The sequence below is a fragment of the Capnocytophaga sp. FDAARGOS_737 genome (assembly GCF_009730375.1).
In the GTDB taxonomy this organism is placed as follows: Bacteria; Bacteroidota; Bacteroidia; order Flavobacteriales; family Flavobacteriaceae; genus Capnocytophaga; species Capnocytophaga leadbetteri.
Genome location: NZ_CP046316.1, coordinates 879,758 through 898,917, shown reverse-complemented (window position 1 = coordinate 898,917; position 19,160 = coordinate 879,758). Strand labels below are relative to the sequence as shown.

The 19,160-nt window shown below is 38.5% G+C and carries 18 protein-coding genes; 2 read left to right on the top strand and 16 right to left on the bottom strand.

Annotation, left to right across the window (positions count from 1 at the left end; genetic code table 11):
* Window positions 1-10: 10 nt before the first annotated feature.
* The 16 genes from rsmA to FOC45_RS03780 all read right to left on the bottom strand — a co-directional run bounded on the left by rsmA (window position 11) and on the right by FOC45_RS03780 (window position 17,749).
* On the bottom strand, window positions 11-787 hold the full coding sequence (gene rsmA / locus FOC45_RS03855; RefSeq protein WP_009388894.1) for a 16S rRNA (adenine(1518)-N(6)/adenine(1519)-N(6))-dimethyltransferase RsmA: 777 nt from the start codon (window positions 785-787) through the stop codon (window positions 11-13).
* A 3-nt stretch (window positions 788-790) separates the two neighbouring features.
* Complete coding sequence (locus FOC45_RS03850; protein WP_034540179.1) at window positions 791-1,867, bottom strand: LptF/LptG family permease; 1,077 nt, start codon at window positions 1,865-1,867, stop codon at window positions 791-793.
* 14 nt (window positions 1,868-1,881) lie between these two features.
* A complete protein-coding gene (gene tgt, locus FOC45_RS03845; RefSeq protein WP_009389469.1) occupies window positions 1,882-3,012 on the bottom strand; it encodes a tRNA guanosine(34) transglycosylase Tgt in 1,131 nt (376 codons plus the stop codon).
* A 71-nt stretch (window positions 3,013-3,083) separates the two neighbouring features.
* Window positions 3,084-4,115, bottom strand: a complete 1,032-nt coding sequence (locus FOC45_RS03840) for a DUF445 domain-containing protein (RefSeq protein WP_009389468.1) — start codon at window positions 4,113-4,115, stop codon at window positions 3,084-3,086.
* A 55-nt stretch (window positions 4,116-4,170) separates the two neighbouring features.
* Window positions 4,171-4,518 (bottom strand): DUF2853 family protein, encoded by a 348-nt coding sequence (locus tag FOC45_RS03835; RefSeq protein WP_009389467.1) that lies wholly within the window; start codon window positions 4,516-4,518, stop codon window positions 4,171-4,173.
* A gap of 37 nt (window positions 4,519-4,555) precedes the next feature.
* Window positions 4,556-6,229 carry a 2-succinyl-5-enolpyruvyl-6-hydroxy-3-cyclohexene-1-carboxylic-acid synthase gene (menD, locus tag FOC45_RS03830; protein WP_009389466.1) on the bottom strand — a complete coding sequence of 558 codons (1,674 nt, stop codon included), beginning with the start codon at window positions 6,227-6,229 and terminating at the stop codon, window positions 4,556-4,558.
* A 1-nt stretch (window position 6,230) separates the two neighbouring features.
* Window positions 6,231-8,333 carry a polyphosphate kinase 1 gene (gene ppk1 / locus FOC45_RS03825; RefSeq protein ID WP_009389465.1) on the bottom strand — a complete coding sequence of 701 codons (2,103 nt, stop codon included), beginning with the start codon at window positions 8,331-8,333 and terminating at the stop codon, window positions 6,231-6,233.
* 1 nt (window position 8,334) lies between these two features.
* Window positions 8,335-9,615 (bottom strand): ABC transporter permease, encoded by a 1,281-nt coding sequence (locus tag FOC45_RS03820; protein ID WP_009389464.1) that lies wholly within the window; start codon window positions 9,613-9,615, stop codon window positions 8,335-8,337.
* A 14-nt stretch (window positions 9,616-9,629) separates the two neighbouring features.
* Window positions 9,630-10,559 carry an ABC transporter ATP-binding protein gene (locus FOC45_RS03815; protein WP_009389454.1) on the bottom strand — a complete coding sequence of 310 codons (930 nt, stop codon included), beginning with the start codon at window positions 10,557-10,559 and terminating at the stop codon, window positions 9,630-9,632.
* Between the two features lie 128 nt (window positions 10,560-10,687).
* On the bottom strand, window positions 10,688-11,092 hold the full coding sequence (locus tag FOC45_RS03810) for a hypothetical protein (protein WP_034540181.1): 405 nt from the start codon (window positions 11,090-11,092) through the stop codon (window positions 10,688-10,690).
* 21 nt (window positions 11,093-11,113) lie between these two features.
* The gene (locus tag FOC45_RS03805; protein WP_009389451.1) at window positions 11,114-11,308 is read right to left on the bottom strand and encodes a type II toxin-antitoxin system HicA family toxin; all 195 of its coding nucleotides are present in this window, start codon (window positions 11,306-11,308) and stop codon (window positions 11,114-11,116) included.
* Between the two features lie 154 nt (window positions 11,309-11,462).
* Window positions 11,463-13,223 (bottom strand): 30S ribosomal protein S1, encoded by a 1,761-nt coding sequence (gene rpsA / locus FOC45_RS03800; RefSeq protein WP_009389449.1) that lies wholly within the window; start codon window positions 13,221-13,223, stop codon window positions 11,463-11,465.
* A gap of 286 nt (window positions 13,224-13,509) precedes the next feature.
* Window positions 13,510-14,355 (bottom strand): peptide chain release factor N(5)-glutamine methyltransferase, encoded by an 846-nt coding sequence (prmC, locus tag FOC45_RS03795; protein WP_009389448.1) that lies wholly within the window; start codon window positions 14,353-14,355, stop codon window positions 13,510-13,512.
* A complete protein-coding gene (locus tag FOC45_RS03790) occupies window positions 14,355-15,503 on the bottom strand; it encodes a glucosaminidase domain-containing protein (protein ID WP_009389446.1) in 1,149 nt (382 codons plus the stop codon). Before FOC45_RS03790 ends, prmC begins: the two co-directional genes overlap by 1 nt.
* A complete protein-coding gene (locus FOC45_RS03785; RefSeq protein ID WP_009389444.1) occupies window positions 15,487-16,413 on the bottom strand; it encodes a 1-aminocyclopropane-1-carboxylate deaminase/D-cysteine desulfhydrase in 927 nt (308 codons plus the stop codon). The genes FOC45_RS03790 and FOC45_RS03785 overlap by 17 nt, the downstream gene beginning before the upstream one ends.
* 94 nt (window positions 16,414-16,507) lie before the next feature.
* Complete coding sequence (locus tag FOC45_RS03780) at window positions 16,508-17,749, bottom strand: ABC transporter permease (protein WP_009389442.1); 1,242 nt, start codon at window positions 17,747-17,749, stop codon at window positions 16,508-16,510.
* Window positions 17,750-18,083: 334 nt separating this feature from the next.
* Here FOC45_RS03780 and FOC45_RS03775 point away from each other — a divergent pair, with 334 nt between their 5' ends.
* Together FOC45_RS03775 and rimM are read left to right on the top strand one after the other, a co-directional pair.
* On the top strand, window positions 18,084-18,617 hold the full coding sequence (locus tag FOC45_RS03775; RefSeq protein ID WP_009389440.1) for a 30S ribosomal protein S16: 534 nt from the start codon (window positions 18,084-18,086) through the stop codon (window positions 18,615-18,617).
* Between the two features lie 2 nt (window positions 18,618-18,619).
* Entirely contained in the window at window positions 18,620-19,144 is a 525-nt protein-coding gene (gene rimM, locus FOC45_RS03770; RefSeq protein WP_009389438.1) for a ribosome maturation factor RimM, read from the top strand.
* Window positions 19,145-19,160: the final 16 nt, after the last annotated feature.

The following is a 19,160-nucleotide window of genomic DNA, read 5'->3' as shown; positions in this document are numbered from 1 at the left end:
CCATCAGTAGTTATTGTTCTTTCCGACTGATTTCTTTAGTGATAAATACAAAATCCTGCCAAGGCAATTGCTCTGGGCGTTTGTCGAAAATACTATTATTCTTTAGGAATTCGTTAGTTAGTAGAGGTTTTAAACTATTTCTGAGGGTTTTGCGCCGCTGATTAAAAGCAGTTTTCACAATAGTGAAGAAGAGAGCCTCATCACAGTCTAAATGATAATCAGACTTGCGCACTAAGCGTAGCACTCCGCTCTTTACTTTAGGTGGGGGATTAAACACCCCTTCGGAAACAGTAAATAGATAAGTTGCCTCATAGAAGGCTTGTACCAAAACTGATAGTATGCCATAGGTCTTGCTCCCTTCGCGTTCACAAATACGTTCAGCAACTTCTTTCTGAAACATACCGCTAAATTCTGGCACATAATCTCTAAGTTCAAGCAACTTAAATACTATTTGAGTAGATATATTATAAGGAAAGTTGCCTATAATAGCAAAAGGTTCTCGCAAAAAGCCTGCTATATCATACTTTAAAAAGTCATCTGCTATTATTTTCCCTCTCAACTCAGGATAATGAGCTTCTAAATAGGCCACTGACTCCTTATCTATCTCTACAACATATACTTCTGTATCTTTTTTGAGTAAGAATTGTGTAAGAACGCCCATACCTGCCCCTATTTCTACTACTTTTTTGTAGTTTGCCAATGATAAGGTATCAGCTATTTTCTGTGCTATATTCAAATCCTTTAGGAAGTGCTGCCCTAAATGTTTTTTTGCTTTTACTAATTCCATAAACTAACTTCTTACTTTTCTGAGTAATAAAATGGCGAGGGTTAGAAAAATAAGATTAGGTATCAATACTGCCATTAGAGGTGAAAGCCCTCCTGAAGTCTGTGCTAAAGTACCAAATACTCGGTCGAAGAATACAAAGGTAAAGCCTACGACTACTCCTACCATTAGGTTAATACCCATACCTCCTCGCTTTTTTACTGACGATACTGCTACCCCTATCAGTGTAAGGATAAAAGCAGTACTTATTGCACCCCAACGCCTATATTTCACTAACAAATACATATTAAGGTTAGGAGAGCCTTTCATTCGCTCGCGTTCAATAAACTTATCCAGTTCAAAAAGGTTCTTATTCTCTGCGGTATACTCCATCGGCATTAGGTCGTCTATTTTAAACTTGAAGATGGTATCTAGTTGCTCTTTACGCTCTATTATATCATCGGCTGTCTCTATCTTGCGTTTTGAGTAGTTTGTCAGTCGGTAAGTTTGAGTACTATCAATCCACTGTATGGTCTCTGCGTTTATCTTTTCAGTCATCCTGATACCATCGAAATGCTCTACCGAAAAGTTATACCCGCGCTTGTCTTCGTAATTAAACGAACTTACATACAGATAATCATTATCTGTAAACTGATTGTATAGGTCGCTTACACTCTCTACTTTTGATGAACGTATATACTTATTCCAAAAATCATTATAGACGGTACTAGCTGCTGGTACTATAAACATCCCCATAAAAAACACTATTATCGAAATAATTGTAGCTCCTATTATATAAGGACGTAAAAAGCGCATATATGATACCCCCGAGCTCTGTATAGCTATAATTTCGGTATTATTTGCCAATTTAGAGGTAAACCAGATTATAGAGAGAAAAAGCAAGATAGGAAATAATATATTAGCAAAATAACCAATAAAACTAACATAATACAATAGTATTTCGTTCATTGGCGCTTTTTTCTGTATCATTTTATCTACTTTTTCTGATAAATCTACTATTATCCCTATCGGAATAAAAAGCACTATCATCATAAAGAAAGTAAGCAAATATCGCTTGAGTATGTACCAGTCAAGTATTTTCATATTTTTGTTAGATTTTAAAGACGATTCGACATATCATTCACCATTTTTGTCTTCCATTGGCTAAAGGTACCTGCTATTATTTGTCGGCGTGCCTCTCTCACTAACCACAAATAAAACCCTAAGTTGTGTATAGAGGCTATTTGTTTGCCTAAAAACTCATTAGCAGCAAACAGATGTCGTAAGTAGGCTTTGGTGTAATATGTATCTACATAAGTATGCCCATCAGGGTCAAGAGGCGAAAAGTCGTCTTCCCACTTTTTATTTTTGATATTGATAATTCCTTTTGAAGTGAAGAGCATACCATTGCGAGCATTACGTGTAGGCATCACACAGTCCATCATATCTACCCCTAAGGCGATGTTTTCTAATATATTGATAGGAGTACCTACTCCCATAAGATAGCGAGGTTTATCTTTAGGCAGTATATCGCATACCAGCTCAGTCATCTCGTACATTTGCTCTACAGGTTCACCTACTGATAGCCCACCTATCGCATTACCATCAGCCCCTTTGCTAGCTATATATTCTGCTGATTGTATACGGAGGTCTTTATATACAGACCCTTGTACAATAGGAAATAAACTTTGCTCATAGCCATATTTAGGCGGTACTTTCTCTAAGTGTGCTATACAGCGGTCAAGCCAACGATGGGTAAGGTGCATTGAGCGTTTAGCATAGCCATATTCGCAAGGGTAAGGAGTACATTCATCAAAAGCCATCATTATATCAGCTCCTATACTGCGCTCTATTTCCATCACATTTTCAGGCGAAAAGAAGTGATACGAACCATCTATATGGCTCTTAAACTTCACTCCTTCTTCTTTTATCTTGCGGTTGGCTGCCAACGAATATACCTGATAACCTCCACTATCGGTAAGGATATTCCTATCCCAGTTAATAAACTTATGCAAGCCCCCTGCTTTCTCAAGTATAGGCATTTGCGGACGCAAATAGAGATGATACGTATTACCTAAGATAATATCGGCATTGATATCTTCTTTCAGCTCACGTTGGTGTACTCCTTTCACGCTTCCTACGGTGCCTACAGGCATAAAGATAGGAGTTTCAATCACCCCATGCGCTGTGGTAATTTTACCAGCACGGGCTTTCGTAAGTTCATCTGTTTTTAGTATGTCAAAATTCATAGAAGTCTTTTTATGAGGGCGCAAAGGTACGAAACAATTATCAATTTACAATTAACAAGTTGCATTTTGCCTTACAGAAGTTGAGTAAGGGCATATATAAGCAGGCCTACTAAGCCCCCTACTAAAGTACCATTAATTCTGATAAACTGTAAGTCTTTACCTACTTCCAATTCTATTTTTTTGCTTAGCTCCTTGCCTTCCCAATTTTCTACTGTACTGCTTATAAGTCTGCCCACTTCTTCTTTGTTTTTCAACACAAACTGATAGGCAGTCTTCTGTACCCAAGCATCTATCTCGCGCTGTAATTGAGCATTAGAGCGCAATTCGTCTGTAAAGGCTGCTACAGAGGTTTGTAGTATTTTAGCTATTTGGGGCTGCCATTCAGGGGTATTGAGTCGGTCAGCAAACTCATATAGTTGTGCTGTAAGGTTAGCACGCATAGGGTGAGTAGTATCTGCTGCTATTTTTTGCAGTAGATTATAGAGTCCCTCACTCACTTTTCGGCTTATCCCCTCTCTGATGAAAGGAGGTATCAAAGCAGGAAACTGCCCGTCCATTTCTCTCTGTATAACCTCTTGATTTTCGTTTATATAGGCAGCTATTTTCTCAAATGATTTAGAAAGCAATCCTTGGTGCTTACCTTCATCTAAAAGTTTGATGAGTAGCTCGCTTGCCTTAGCTGTAAGCGGACTTTCTTTTACTAAAGAAGTTACTTTATGAGAGGTTGTTTCTTTTGAAAGCCATTCTATAATAAAAGTTGATATTTTTATATCTGTTATATACGGACGTATTTGCTTAGGTTTCAAAAAGTTCTCTACCACAAAATCACCCAGATTTTCTCCTATATCATTCTTTCTTGCTTCTATCAAGTTGGTATGCGGTATATTCAGCCCCATTGGTTTATGAAAAAGCGCTGTTACAGCAAACCAGTCGGCAAGAGCCCCTACCATAGCAGCTTCAGCAAAAGCTTTTATATAGCCTATCCATACAAATTCAGGTGACTTTTTCTGCCAATACACCATTGTTATATAGACAATTAGCATCAGCAAGAAAAGCCCTGTAGCAATATTTTTATGTCGTTGTAATTTCTGTTGTTTATTCATCTGATAAAAAAATATAGGGTTTTAGGAAAAAAGCACCTAAAACCCTAATAAGTTCTTACTTGTTGTACACTGATTCTTTTTTGAAGTGTTTAGCCAACAAATAGTAAACCACAGCTCTGTGTTTGTTTCTATTCGATTTTCCGTACTTCTCGATTACTGCTTCTATAGCCTTATCTAATTCAGGACCATCTGTTAAACCTAATTTCTTAATCAAGAAATTTTGTTTCACTCGGTCTAACTCTGTTTTGTCTGAACCTGATACTTTTGAAGCATCATCATTGTAGATTGAAGGACCTAAACCTACAGTTACTTTTGTTAAGAACTCCACATCTGGGTTCGCTTCACCACATTTTTCTTTCAAATCTTGGGTGTACACTGCAATTAGTTCATCACGTTTGCTCATAATTTCTTATGTTTTTATAATTATTTTGTAAAGGTACTCATTTTTTCAGATACTCAAAATATTTTAACAAAACTTTATCATTTATTTTTCTTGGTGTATGTATTTCCAATAGCTTTGGAGCGTGATCATCAGTGAAAATAGCACGCAATCCCTTCTGCAAATCGCTGTAATTATTCGCTTGATAATAGGCTATACCATACATCTTGCACAAGTGTTCTGCCGTGAGTATATGCGGCGTTTCAAAAAAATACTCAAAGTTAGGGTCTGAAGTATCACCGGGCAATATTCTAAAGATACCTCCCCCCTCATTATTCAGTAGTATAATACGAAAGTTATTAGGTATATACTTGTTCCACAAGGCATTACTGTCATAGAAAAAGCTTAAATCACCTGTAACAAACACTGTTGGTGCTCCTGAGGCTACTGCTGCTCCTATGGCAGTAGAGGTACTACCATCTATCCCACTCGTACCCCTATTGCAGTACACTTTCCAAGTAGGATCTGACTTCATCAGCTGTGCATAACGTATAGCAGAACTATTGCTTATTTGCACCATATAGTGCTTGGGAATAGTATTAAATAGCTCTGCATATACTTTGAAATCCGAAAAAGGAGTATCATTCTGATACTCTAAGTGTTTTTGCTGTATCTCATTCTTTATTTCTAACCATTTTTTCTGATAATCTGAAGGCACACTTAACAAATAATGCCCTATTTTCTTCAGAAATGTATTAATATCACTCTTAAAGTGGGCTGTCAAGCAGAAATAAGAGTCGTAACCTTTGTACAAATCAACATTGTAGTGATAAGAGGGCTGAAAAGTTCGCAAAAACTGTTTTATTTTCTTTGAGACTACCAAGCCTCCAAAGGTCAGCAGCAAGTCAGGTCGCAAAGCTTCTTTCAGTGCGGGGTCTTTCTCAGTATAAGTCAGTAGTTTATCTATGCAGGGTATAAAATGAGGATCGTGCAGGTTAGAGGTGGTCTCGGTCAGTACTAATACTGAAGGGTCTTGTGCAAGTCTTTGCACATAGTCAGCCTCGACACTATTAGGGGGTAAAACCCCTACTAATATCATCTTCTTAGCTGCTGTATTCCATCGTTTTACAAAAGTGATTGCCGCAGCATCATCTAAAGCAATGTCTGTAGGGGGCAGCGGCTGATTCTCAAAAGTATATCGCTCTTCTGTGGTAAGATATAATGGTTCTTCAAAAGGTACATTGATATGTACTGGGGCTTGCTGTGCTATAGCGGTATTAAGAGCGGTATTTAGTTCATAAAAATTGCTCTTATCACTATGAGGGGCATCCGATAGGTTAGCGTTATAAGCACTATGATTAGCCAATACGTTTGCCTGACGAATAGTCTGCCCATCGCCTATATCTATCTTATTAGAAGGGCGGTCTGCCGAAATCACTACCAGCGGAATATCGCTATAGAAAGCCTCTGCAAAAGCCGGATAATAGTTCAACAGTGCCGACCCCGAAGTACAAACTACTGCCACTGGTTGCCGCAGCTGCTGTGCCATACCTAAGGCAAAGAAAGCCGCACATCGCTCATCTACTATACTATAACAAGAAAAATAGGGGTCGTTACTAAAGCCTATCGTCAGAGGGGCATTACGCGAACCAGGCGATATAACAATATGTTTAATTTGCTTGGCTTTGCAGGCCTCTATCACTTGTTGTGCTAATTTTATCTGCGGTCTCTTCATTCTATTCTGTTAGCTTGTTTTTCTGTTGGTAATACTCATAAAGAGCTACTTGCGAGCGCTGTGCCGGTAGCGTATGAGGGCGGTAATGATTGTCTTGAGCTTGGTCTATTACTCTGGCTTTCACATTGTCAGCCCAACTGATTTCAAAGGTATCTATCAGCTCTTGCTTTATAGTTTCATCATAAATAGGGCAACCTACTTCTACTCTGAAAGAGATATTGCGTGTCATCCAATCTGCTGACGAGATGTACACTTTAGGATTGCCATTATTGCCAAATATAAACAAGCGAGGGTGCTCTAAGAATTTATCTACTATACTGATTACCTCTATATTCTCACTCATTCCCTCTATACCAGGTACTAAGCAACAGATGCCTCGTACAATCATTTGTATCTTCACCCCTGCTCTACTGGCTTCATACAGCTTATCTATCATCTTATAGCTGGTTATATTATTCATTTTCAGCTTTATATAGGCTTCCTTACCAGCTTTAGCATTCTTTATCTCTTCGTCTATTAGCTGCTTAAGTATCTTTTTAGTATAGTGGGGCGATACTATTAAGTGTTTGTATTTCTGTATGTTGTAATTAGTTTCAAAGAAGTTAAACACTTTATTTACTTCCTTTAGTATATCCTGATTAGCAGTAAAAAGGGTGTAATCGGTATAGACTTTAGCGGTACTTTCGTTAAAGTTTCCGGTACTGATAAAGCCATATCGTTTGATGCCCTTACCCTCTTCGCGTTCTATCACACATATCTTGCTATGCACTTTTAGTCCGCGTACTCCAAAGATGAGCTTCACCCCCTCTGCTTTCAGCTGTTCTGCGTATCTTATGTTTGATTCTTCATCAAATCGGGCTTGCAACTCTATTTGCACTGTTACTTTCTTGCCATTTTTCACCGCATTGATAAGCGAATTGACCACTTGCGAGTTTTTAGCTAAGCGATAAATTGTTATCTTCACCGACTTCACTTTGGGGTCGAGAGCTGCTTCCCTCAAAAACCATATTATATTCGAAAAAGTATGATAAGGGGTAAACTGTAGATAATCTTTCTCAGCTATTTTCTTCAGCAAACTCTCTTCCGAAGTGAGTCCCTTCACCGGTAGCGGGTGTATAGGTGCGTAGGTTAAGTCTGTACGCCCTAAGCTGGGGAAGCTCATATAGTCGCGGCGGTTATGATAGCGCCCCCCTGGTATCACACTGTCGGTATTAACAATACCCATCTTCTCAATGAGGAAATGCAACGTATCCTTATCTATCGTCTTGTCGTATACGAAGCGCACTGGGGCTCCTTTTCGCCTATCTTCTACACTAGTCGAGATTTTCTCCACAAAACTCTTGCTCAAATCGTCATCTATGTCTAACTCGGCATCACGAGTGATTTTTATCATATTAGCCGAAAGCGATTCGTAGTTGAAAATGCTGAATATCAGATGTAAGCAAAAACGTATCACATCATCTAACATTATGATGTAGTGCTTATCACCTACCTGTGGAAGCTCTATAAAGCGATTGAGCGTAGTGGGCAACTCTATCAGGGCATACTGTATTTTTTCTTTGTAAGCCTTTGAAGAAAAGAATTTTTGTACTCCTGAGGCTTTCTCATCTTCTTTCAGCGTCATTTTCACTGCCAAATACGCCACATCGTCCTTCAGCTGCGGAAACTTCTCTAAATCATTGAGAATAATAGTAAAAAGTGCAGGACGTACCTTATCATAAAAATACGTATTTACAAAGGCTTCGTGCTCTGGTAGCAGAGTTTTTTCATTTACGATGAATATCTGCTCTTTCTCTAATTCCTCAGTAATAGTGTTGATAATGCTTAGGCTTTCGTCTTGCAGCTGTATCACTTCCTTAGTGATTTCTTCTAATAGCTCTTTTGCGTGTACGCCCAACTCTTTGTCTGAAGACTCGTTCATAGCCACACGCTTCACCGTAGCATAGCGTACTTTGAAAAATTCGTCTAAGTTATTAGAGAAAATACCAGCAAACCTGAGCCGCTCTAAGAGGGGCACTTTTTCATCGGCTGCCTCTTGTAGCACTCTGGCATTAAATTTTAGCCAACTAAGCTCTCTATTTACATACGTATTTTTTGTTTTCATTTTAGTTCATTTTTAGCCACTTCCACACTTCTTTATAAGTAGGCTTTTTGCCATACATAAGTATACCGATGCGGTATATTTTCGAAGCTATTTTTATTACCAAAAAGAAAGTGATATAAAGTAGTAGTAAAGAAATTAATACTTCCCACCACGCTACCCCGAAGGGGATACGCATCAGCATTACTACAGGCGAGGTAAGTGGTATGTACGAAAATACTACTGAAATCGTACCGTGCGGTTCTTCTATTACCGAAAACATTCCTACATAAAAGGCTAACATCAGCGGAATGAGTATAGGCATCAAAAACTGCTGTGTATCAGTCTCGTTATCTACCATCGCTCCTACCATAGCATACAGCGAACTGTACAACAGATATCCTCCTACAAAAAATAATAGAAATACACCTGAAGTTTCCAAAAATGGAAAATGGTAAAGAGCTGCTATAATATTACTTATTTCAGAGTGAGACTCTGTAGCTGCCATCGCTTGGGTAGCTGTAGGAGTATCTACCTGAAAGAGTGAAGGTGCTAAGGCAAATAGTACCCCACCTATTACCAACCATATAGCAAATTGTGTGATTCCTGCTAATGAAGTGCCTATAATCTTACCTAACATCAGTTGAAAAGGTTTTACTGATGATATGATAATTTCTACAATACGGTTCGTCTTTTCCTCTATTACACTACGCATTATCATATTGCCATAAATGATGATAAACATAAAAATCAGATAGCCCGCTACACCGCCTATTGCAATTTTCATCACATTGTCAAACTCTGAGGTCTTTTCACCTGTAAAGTTTTCCATTTGTAGGGTTATTTTCGTGCGAGCACTGTCTATTTCTGCCTTATCAATCCCTTTTTGGGTAAGGTTATACTGAAAAAGAGTCTTTTCAAGTGCGCCAGTAAGCTCATTTACTAATGATAGCGAAGGCGATTCTTCACTATAGAAAGCCTTTTGAGCAGTCTCTTCCTTAGGTATATACAGCAGTCCGTATTTACTTGTTTCTAATACCTCTGCACGAGCCTCTTGTAGGGTTTTATCTTTCAAATATTCATAGTGTATCGTCTCAGTATCAGAAAAAGTATTGCTAAAAAGTCCGCTCTCGTCCAGAATAAGAATATCTTTAGCATTGCTCTTGCTATTTACATTAGTCAGAAAACCAATTATTAAGGCAAAAGCTACTACTATTAGCGGACTTACAAAGGTCATTATTATAAACGACTTATTGCGTATCTTATTCAGGTATTCTCTCTCTATTATAATTCTCAAATGTTTCATAATCTACCAATTTACTAATTTGCTAATTTACCACACGCACGCATAAATATCTCGTTAGCTGTAGGGATAGCCTCTACAAAATGCGTTACCTCTCCTTGCGTGCTAAGGTATTGCAATAAGTCGTTAGCGCTTTGTCCCTCTTTTTTCTGTATATTTAGTTTCAGTTCGTCATACAAGGTTCTAAAGGAAGCTTCTTGTACGGTATATTTATCTTGCAACTCACTCAATACGACTGCTTTTTGCTCGTCAGCTACTTTCAATCCTACCTCATAAGTATTGTTTTTAAATGCCCTTTTTATATCATTTAAATTACCGTCTAATATCTTATGTGATTGATTGATAAGCGCTATATGGTCGCAAAGCTCCTCTACCGACTCCATTCGGTGGGTAGAAAAAATAATGGTAGCCCCTTGTTCGCGCAAGTAGAGTATTTCATCTTTAATGATATTAGCACTAATAGGGTCGAAACCACTAAAAGGCTCATCAAAAATAAGCAATTTAGGTTTGTGTAGCACCGTTACTAAAAACTGTATTTTCTGAGCCATACCTTTAGAGAGCTCTTGCACTTTCTTATGCCACCAATCGCCTATTTGCAGGCGGTCGAACCAAAATTTGAGCTGTTTTTTAGCCTCCTCTTTGCTCAGCCCTTTTAGTTGAGCCAAGTACAACGCCTGCTCGCCTACTTTCATCGATTTGTACAAACCGCGTTCTTCGGGCAGATAGCCTATTTGGGCAGTGTGTTTAGGTTGCAGCAGTTCGCCGTCAAACCACACCTCTCCAGCATCGGGCAGTACAATTTGGTTAATAATGCGTATAAGCGAAGTTTTTCCTGCCCCATTAGGACCTAACAAGCCAAAGATACTCCCTTTAGGCACCTCCATCGACACCGCATCTAATGCCGTGTGCTCACCGTATTTTTTACAGATATTTTCTATTCTAAGCATCTTAAAACAATGGTTAATGTTTAATTATCAAAGGTTTTATTTTTTCCAACCGCAAATATACAACTTTTCTTTTATTAAACCCAAAACTCTGATAAAGTTTTTCATACCGCCAGTTCAATCAACAATTCCTAACAAACCGATAAAAACTGTCTTCCTAATTGATGAATACCTTGCACTATTTTCTCGCGCTGTTGAGGTCGTGGGGTGCGTATGCCTTGCGCATAATGTCCTAACTGACGCTCATTAATACCTGTTACTTTAGAAAGAGCTGCCCTTGTTAGTACCCCATCAAAAATATGTAGCAAAGCTGAAGTTTGCAACTCATACTCTAATATATAATCTCCGTTTAAGAGAGCTGGCGAAATAGGGTCACCATCTTTAGCACTTTCGCTTATATGAAAGGCAAAGGCTTCTGTAAACTCTTTTTTTAGCATTTCAAAATCTTTATGAGTAGCTACTACCACTCCATTACATTCAGCTACGGCTGAATAATTCTTATCTTCCCAACCTACTAATACTTTTATTATTTCCATATTTTTTATCATTTTTAAGTTTTATTTCCAACCTGCTTGTTTAAAAATACTATTCAAAATCTCTTGACTTAGCGTATCGCTATTCTTACCATTTACGGTTACTTTTCCTAACTTTTCAGAATGTTTAAATTGCCTATGACTACCTTTTTGGGCATAAAGAAACCAACCATCATCAAGTAAAAGTCTGATAACCTCCGAAACCTTTAACCTCTTCATTTGTATATTTCATTTATTAGCTACACTCTGCAAAGATAGTATAATTACTACTATTAAGCAAATTTTTCTTTTTAAATTATCAAAATAAAAAAAGTCGTTACTTCCCAGCAACGACTTTTCCTCATTAAAACAAAAAATTATGAAAAAAACTAAATTACTTCTCTTTTTCCATCTTGTCTTTCAACTCTTGAAGCGCTTCAAGGTCTCCAAGTGTTGATTTTTCGACAGGAGCTGATACTGTATTATTAGCCGCTTCTTTAGCTATTTTCTCTTCTTCTTCTTTGAAGATAGCTGTGTGCGAAGCTACTACACGTTTAAATTCTTTGTTAAATTCAATGATTTTGAATTCAGCAGTTTCGCCTTTTCCTAACTTTTTGCCATCTTCTTTTTCTAAGTGGCGAGTAGGTACGAATGCCAATATATCATCATTGAAAGGTACAGTAGCCCCTTTGTCTACCAATTTAGAAACGGTACCTGTGTGAATAGTACCTACTGCAAATTCTGCTTCGTACTTATCCCAAGGGTTAGGGGTTGTTTGTTTGTGTCCTAAAGATAGTTTGTGTCCTTCAGCATCAAGCTCAAGTACCATTACTTCTATCTTATCACCAGTGTTTACAAACTCTGATGGGTGTTTTATTTTCTTAGTCCAAGAAAGGTCAGTGATGTGGATAAGACCATCGATACCTTCTTCTAGTTCTACGAATACACCAAAGTTAGTAAAGTTGCGTACAGTACCTGTGTGTTTAGAACCTACTGGGTATTTTTCAGTGATGTTAATCCAAGGGTCTGGAGTAAGTTGTTTGATACCCAATGACATTTTGCGCTCGTTGCGGTCTAAGGTTAGTACCACTGCTTCTACTTCATCTCCTAATTTCACGAAATCTTGAGCTGAACGCAAGTGAGTACTCCAAGACATTTCTGATACGTGTATAAGTCCTTCTACACCATCAGCTATTTCTACGAAAGCACCATAGTCGGCTATAACTACTACTTTACCTTTTACTTTATCACCTACTTTTAGGTCTTCAGCAAGCGCATCCCAAGGGTGTTTGCTTAGCTGTTTTAGACCCAATTGAATGCGTGATTTGTTATCATCAAAGTCAAGGATAACTACATTCAATTTTTGATCTACTGATACCACTTCGCTTGGGTGGTTGATACGTGCCCAAGAAAGGTCAGTAATGTGTATCAATCCGTCTACGCCGCCAAGGTCAACGAATACACCGTATGAGGTAATATTTTTAACCACCCCTTCGAGTACTTGTCCTTTTTCAAGCTGACTGATAATTTCTTTCTTCTGTTCTTCGATATCTGCTTCAATAAGAGCTTTGTGCGAAACCACCACGTTTTTAAATTCGTGATTTACTTTCACTATCTTGAACTCCATTGTTTTATTTACGAATTGTTCGTAGTCGCGGATAGGTTTCACATCTATTTGCGAACCTGGTAAGAAGGCTTCGATACCAAATACATCTACTATCATACCGCCTTTAGTACGACTTTTCACAAATCCGTTTACGATTTCGCCATTTTCGTGAGCTAAGTTAATTCTATCCCAAGCTTTCAGAGTACGTGCTTTGCGGTGTGAAAGTACTAACTGTCCGTTTTTGTCTTCACGGATGTCGATAAGTACTTCTACTTTGTCACCTACTTTTAGGTTAGGGTTGTAGCGGAATTCATTAAGAGAAATAACACCTTCTGATTTAGCGTTGATGTCGATAATAGCCTCTCTGTCAGTAATTCTGGTTACTACACCTTCTACTACTTCGTTGTCTTGAGTGTCAACGAAATTGTTTTTAACCAATTCTTCAAAATTTTTCAATTGGTCTTCTTGTACGCTGTCAATACCTTCTTGGTATTTGTTCCAATCAAAGTTTTCTAAAAACTCCGCTTGTGTTTGTGTGTTTTCAGCCATTTGCTGATTAAGTAAATTTGTATTTCCGTTAGAAAAAAGGGCGTCAATTAAAAGTGTATTTCTATCGGAAAGTAGTGAAACAATAAGTTATAAGCGCCCTACACCTTTAAAAAATTGGTGCAATGTTACGATTTTTTTTCTACATAGCCAAAACTTTTTACTACTTTTTTTGTAAAAAAAATTACACAAAAAATATAAAACGCTGATTATCAACAATATCATCAATTCACAAATTCACAAATTAGCAAATTAGCAAATTAGCAAATTAGCAAATTGGCAAATCATCTCATCGGCTCATTATCATTCTATCATTGCCAGACAAGTCTTGCCGTAACACCACCTTTTCAAACCCCTTCGCTTTCAACAAGGCTATCGTCTCGTCTCCTAAATACTGATTGATTTCAAAAAAAAGGCTTCCTTGGGGCGAAAGTGCCTTACGAGCAAGCGTTGCTATTCGGTCGTAAAACAACAGCGGGTCAGTATCACTAACAAATAGAGCCAAGTGAGGCTCATATTCTAATACATTGGCTTGCATTTCGGCTTTCTCTAAAGAGCGTACATAAGGCGGATTAGAGATAATAATATCGTATGTATCTGGCAAAGTGGAGGTTTGTAGTATATCTTGCTGTAGAAAGTTAATGGTTACCCCATTTAGTTCGGCATTGCGGCGAGCTACTTGCAGTGCTTTTGCCGAAACATCTACAGCAGTTACTTCGGCATTAGGCAACGATTTAGCCAGCGAAATAGCTATGCAACCCGAACCTGTACCTATATCTATTATTTTCAAGGGTTTAGAAGTAGGGGTGACTGTTGTTAGCACCCAATCCACCAACTCTTCAGTTTCCGGACGGGGTATAAGCACATTTTCATCTACCAAAAAGCGATAAGAGAAAAACACCGTTTCACCTAATATATATTGTATAGGTTTATGGTTTTGTAGTTCTCTTATCGCTTCTTTTATAGGGGTAACAACCTTTTCGGGAAGGGACTCTTTAGCGCACGCCAATGCAGTTGCTTTACTACACTTAGCATAATGCTCCAACAGCATAAAGTAAAAAGTCTGAACCTCTGTTAGGGGGTAAAGATTTTGCAGCTGCTGGTAAATATACTGTTTCAGAGCTTCAAAAGTCATTAATTTACGCGTATTTGCTGTCCTACTTTCAGGTTACTGCTCGCCAAATCGTCAAAGTTATTAAGCTTCATCAGCTGTTGTACAGGCACTTGCTGTTCGCGAGCTATCTTATATAGAGTATCTCCAGTTTGCACTTGGTAATACACCTCTGCAATAGCTTCTTTTTTCACTTGTGATGATACCTGTGTTTTAGCAGGAGCTGCTGGTTTAGGAGTTTCTACCTTTTCAGCTACTTTTTTAGAGGTGTCGGCAATCACGGGTGCTGACTTAGTAACTGGTTTAGTAACTAACTTTTGTTCTACTGTCTTAGCTACTTCTTTCTTAGTTACTACTACTGGCTTTGCTGGTGCTATAGGCTCATTTTGTACCACTTGTGGCACTTCGCGCTTAGGTAGCGGGGTTGATACTATATCAGTACCCATCGAAAAGTTTACCGGCTCTCCTTTCATCGCTACTACCTGCTCGTCATACTGGTGTAGGCTAAACTTTTTTATCAGAGCGATGAGTTTTTTAGCATAAGCAGGGTCTGTAGCATAGCCGGCTCTCTTAAGTCCGTGTGCCCAACTCTCGTAGTCGGTAGGGTTAAGCTCAAATAGTGAACTGTATCTTCCCCTTTTCATCAGGAATTGAGAGTGGTCTTCAAACGATTCGTAAGCATATTTATAACGTCTAAAACACTCACTTTTTTCATCATCATCGTGAGTGATAGTCTTACCGTTCCAAGTAGCGTGGCATTTAATGCCGAAGTGGTTATTGCCATAACGCGCCAATCGCCCTTGCCCTGAACCGCTTTCTAATATCCCTTGTGCCAAGGTGATACTTGCTGGTATGTTATAGCGCTGCATTTCTACCATCGCTATATCTTTGTAGTCTTCTATATATTTCTGAGTGACGGCAGTAGTTACCTGCATAGCAGGCGGTACTTCGTGAAAATCATCTTCAGTAAAATCTTTCCGATTCATATTCGCTTCCATCAGAGCCTTTGTTCTTTGGTTAAGCTCTGTATGAGTAGGCCTTTTAGTCTCTACAATAGTACGCTGTCCGCGATAATTGACTGTATGCGGGTTCTTAGCGCTTTTGTAATACTTATCGGAGCACGATGAGAGAATAAAGAGATATAGTAGCAGCCAACTAAATCTTTTCTTCATAATTCAATGTAATTTTTTGTTTTTTTATTCGTTCTTTATTAAAGCCTTCAATACCTTGCAAGCCTCCCGTATGAATAGCTAATATTTTAGTGTTAGGTGCAAAATATCCCTTCTTTACGAGGGCAAAGATAGCAAAAATCATCTTACCTACATATATGGGGTCTAATGGTATTTGGGTAGTTTTGTTAAAATCATTTAAAAAATTAATCAGTTCATCATTCACTTTAGCATAGCCTCCAAAATTATAATCGTGTACTAAATGCCAATTAGTTCGGGCGGTATATTGCTTGATTACTTCTGTTAAAAACTCGCCTTTTAGAGCAGGAAAACCTATTACTTGCTGATGTGGAGCACTAGCATTGATAAGCCCTGAGATAGTACCTCCTGTACCTACCGCCGTGCAGATTACATCAAACGCTTTGTCTTCTTCGGTAAGTATTTCTTCGCAGCCTTTTACTGCCAAAGCGTTTGTACCTCCTTCTGGAGCTATATAAATATCTGAACCATAGCGATTTCTAAGACTTTCTAAAAACTCAGGGGTGTGTTTTTCTCTATACATCTGGCGTGTAACGAACAAAAATTGCATCCCGCAATTTTTAGCAAACTTTAACGTCGGATTAACACTAATTTTAGATTCCAATTCATCTCCTCTTATCACTCCGATAGTGCGTAACCCCATTATTTGTCCTGCCGCAGCCGTAGCCGCTATATGATTAGAGTAGGCGCCTCCAAAAGTAAGCAGGGTACTTTTACCCTGTTTTATTGCCTCTGCTATATTGTATTTTAGTTTTCTGAGTTTATTCCCCGATACAAATGGGTGATTCTTATCCTCCCGCTTTATCGTGAGCGTAATCCCCTCAGGCATAGGTATATCCACTACCTGATTTTCTATTTTCAAATTCTCAAACATAGTTATATAATTTGCTGATTTGCCGATTTGTCAATTTGGCGATTTGCTAATTCACTAATTTGCTAATTGGCAAATTGACAAATTAGCAAATTAATTACTCGTATCGCAATGCTTCTACAGGGTCTAACTTCGAAGCTTTTACTGCAGGATAAAGCCCAGAGAGCACCGAAACTACGGCTGCTATCAGTATAGCAACCAAAATGACGCCCCAAGGTATGGTGAACTCAAACTTCACCGCTTTCGAAATCAGAAAACCTAAACTTATACCCAAAACAATGCCCGTCAAGGCTCCTAACTGCGCTATAATGAGCGTTTCAGTAAAGAACTGTAGGGTTATAGAACGCCTTTTAGCCCCTAAAGCCTTGCGAATACCTATCTCTTTAGTGCGTTCAGTCACCGATACCAACATAATATTGAGCAAAGCAATAGATGAACCCAGTATCGTAATCATTCCTATAATAAAACCTGCAGCCGTCAGCACCCCTGTAATGCTACCGATACGCTGTAATAGGTCATCACTGCGCTCTACCCCAAAGTTATTTTCTTGTATAGGCGTAAGTCCTCTGATATTGCGCATCAGCACCACCGCATCATCTACGGCAGCATCTAACTTATCTTTGTTATCTACCCCTACATTTATGGTGAAGTTAGGCATCGTTGTTGAAAAGGCAGAACGAGCTATTCCCAAGGGTATTAACACCTGAAAATCTTCATAATTACCAAAAGACGAACTTTGCGACTTTAGTATACCTATAACTTTGAACTTATACCCCCTTACCGAAATAGTTTTGCCAATCGGATTGACATCTTTCAGCAGTGTTTTCTTAAAATCAGAGCCTATCACACACAAATTCAGGTTGTTTTGTATATCAAAGTCAGAAAAACCTCTCCCCTCCTCTATGGTAAGTCCCGAATTATTAATATAGTGTTCATCAACCCCTACCACACGTGCCAAAGGGTCTGTCTTTTTATTTTCGTATTTCACCTCTGCTGACGAAGCCGCATTTGTAGAAATACTTACCTTAGCAAAAGGATTGGCAAGCTGTTGCTTAAAGGTCTCTGCCTCTTTATAGGAGATTTCTGGGTTAATCTTTTTCTTAGTACCACTTCCCTCTACCCTTTCGGCATAATCATAACGCGAAATAGAAAAGGTATTCGCCCCCATACTCGAAAAATTACCTTCAAGGGTATTGCGCAAAGCAGTGATAACGCTCAGTATCCCCACCAAGGCGGTAATACCAATAGCGATAATAAGCACAGTGAGTACCGTACGCAGCAGCTGACTTTTAATCGAATCAAAAGCTATTTTGATATTTTCACGAATAAGAATCCACACGTTTGTTTGGTTTTTAAATGATGATGCAAAGGTATAAATAATTTGCCAATTAGCAAATTTGTTAATTAGTAAATTTTGAAGAAAAATCTACTATAATCATCTTCCCTTTACTTTAGATATACTTACCCTTTAGGATGAGCGAAGGATAAGCGGAAAAGTACCGAAGAACAACTGTCTAATAAATCATCAAAAACCAGAAAAAATATCCTAATCATATCATTTAATTGGCAAATCGACAAATTTACTGATTCACAAATTTGCTAATTCACAAATTATTCGTATCTTTGCGCCCGAATTAATAACGAGGTCGTGTACCTCACTAATTAAATTTTTTATGCCAGTAAAAATCAGATTACAACGTCACGGTAAAAAAGGCAAACCATTCTATTGGATTGTAGCCGCTAATTCTCGCGCTAAACGCGATGGTAAATTCCTTGAAAAATTAGGAACTTACAACCCTATCAGCAACCCTGCGCAAATTGAAGTAAACGTAGATGCTGCTGTGAAATGGTTGCAAAATGGGGCTCAACCTAGTGACACCGCACGCCGTATCCTATCTTACAAAGGGGTATTGCTAAAACACCACCTATTAGGAGGGGTAGCTAAAGGAGCTCTTACCGCAGAACAAGCTGAAGCTAAATTCAACGCTTGGGTAGAAGCTAAAAACAACAAAGTTTCTTCTAAAGAAGAAAAATTAGCTAAAGAAAAAGCAGCTGCTAAGGCTAAGGCTTTAGACGCTGAAAAAGAAGCTAATGAAAAACGCAAAAACGAAGCTGCTGCTAAAGCCGCTGAAGCTGCCGCTGCTGCAACTGCCGCACAAGCTGAAGGCGAAGCTGCTGCTGAACAACCCCAAGAAACTGAAGCATAAAAATGACACTGAAAGATTGTTTTTATATAGGAACAATTGTGTCGAAGTTTAGCTTTAAGGGCGAAGTCCTTATCAAACTTGATTCGGATGACCCCGAAATGTATGAAGAAATGGAATCAGTGTTTATTGCCCTTGGCAATAATCTGGTTCCTTTTTTTATTGAAAGAAGCTCTTTGCACAAATCAGACCTATTGCGCGTGAAATTTGAGGAGGTAGATACTGAAGCTGATGCCGACGCTCTGCTGAAACACAAAATATACTTGCCTCTCTCTGCCCTCCCCCCGCTGACGGGCAACCAATTTTATTACCACGAAGTTATAGGGTTTACTGTAGAAGATACTCAATATGGTTATGTAGGAAAAATTACGGCTGTAAATGATAATACTTTTCAAGCCTTATTTGAGATTGAAGATGAGGCAGGACACCAAATCCTTATCCCTATCAACTTTTTGGAGAAAATAGACCGCCAAAACCAAAAACTGATAGTCTCTACCCCTGAAGGACTTATAGCATTATACCAAGAATAAAGACGAAATAAAAAAG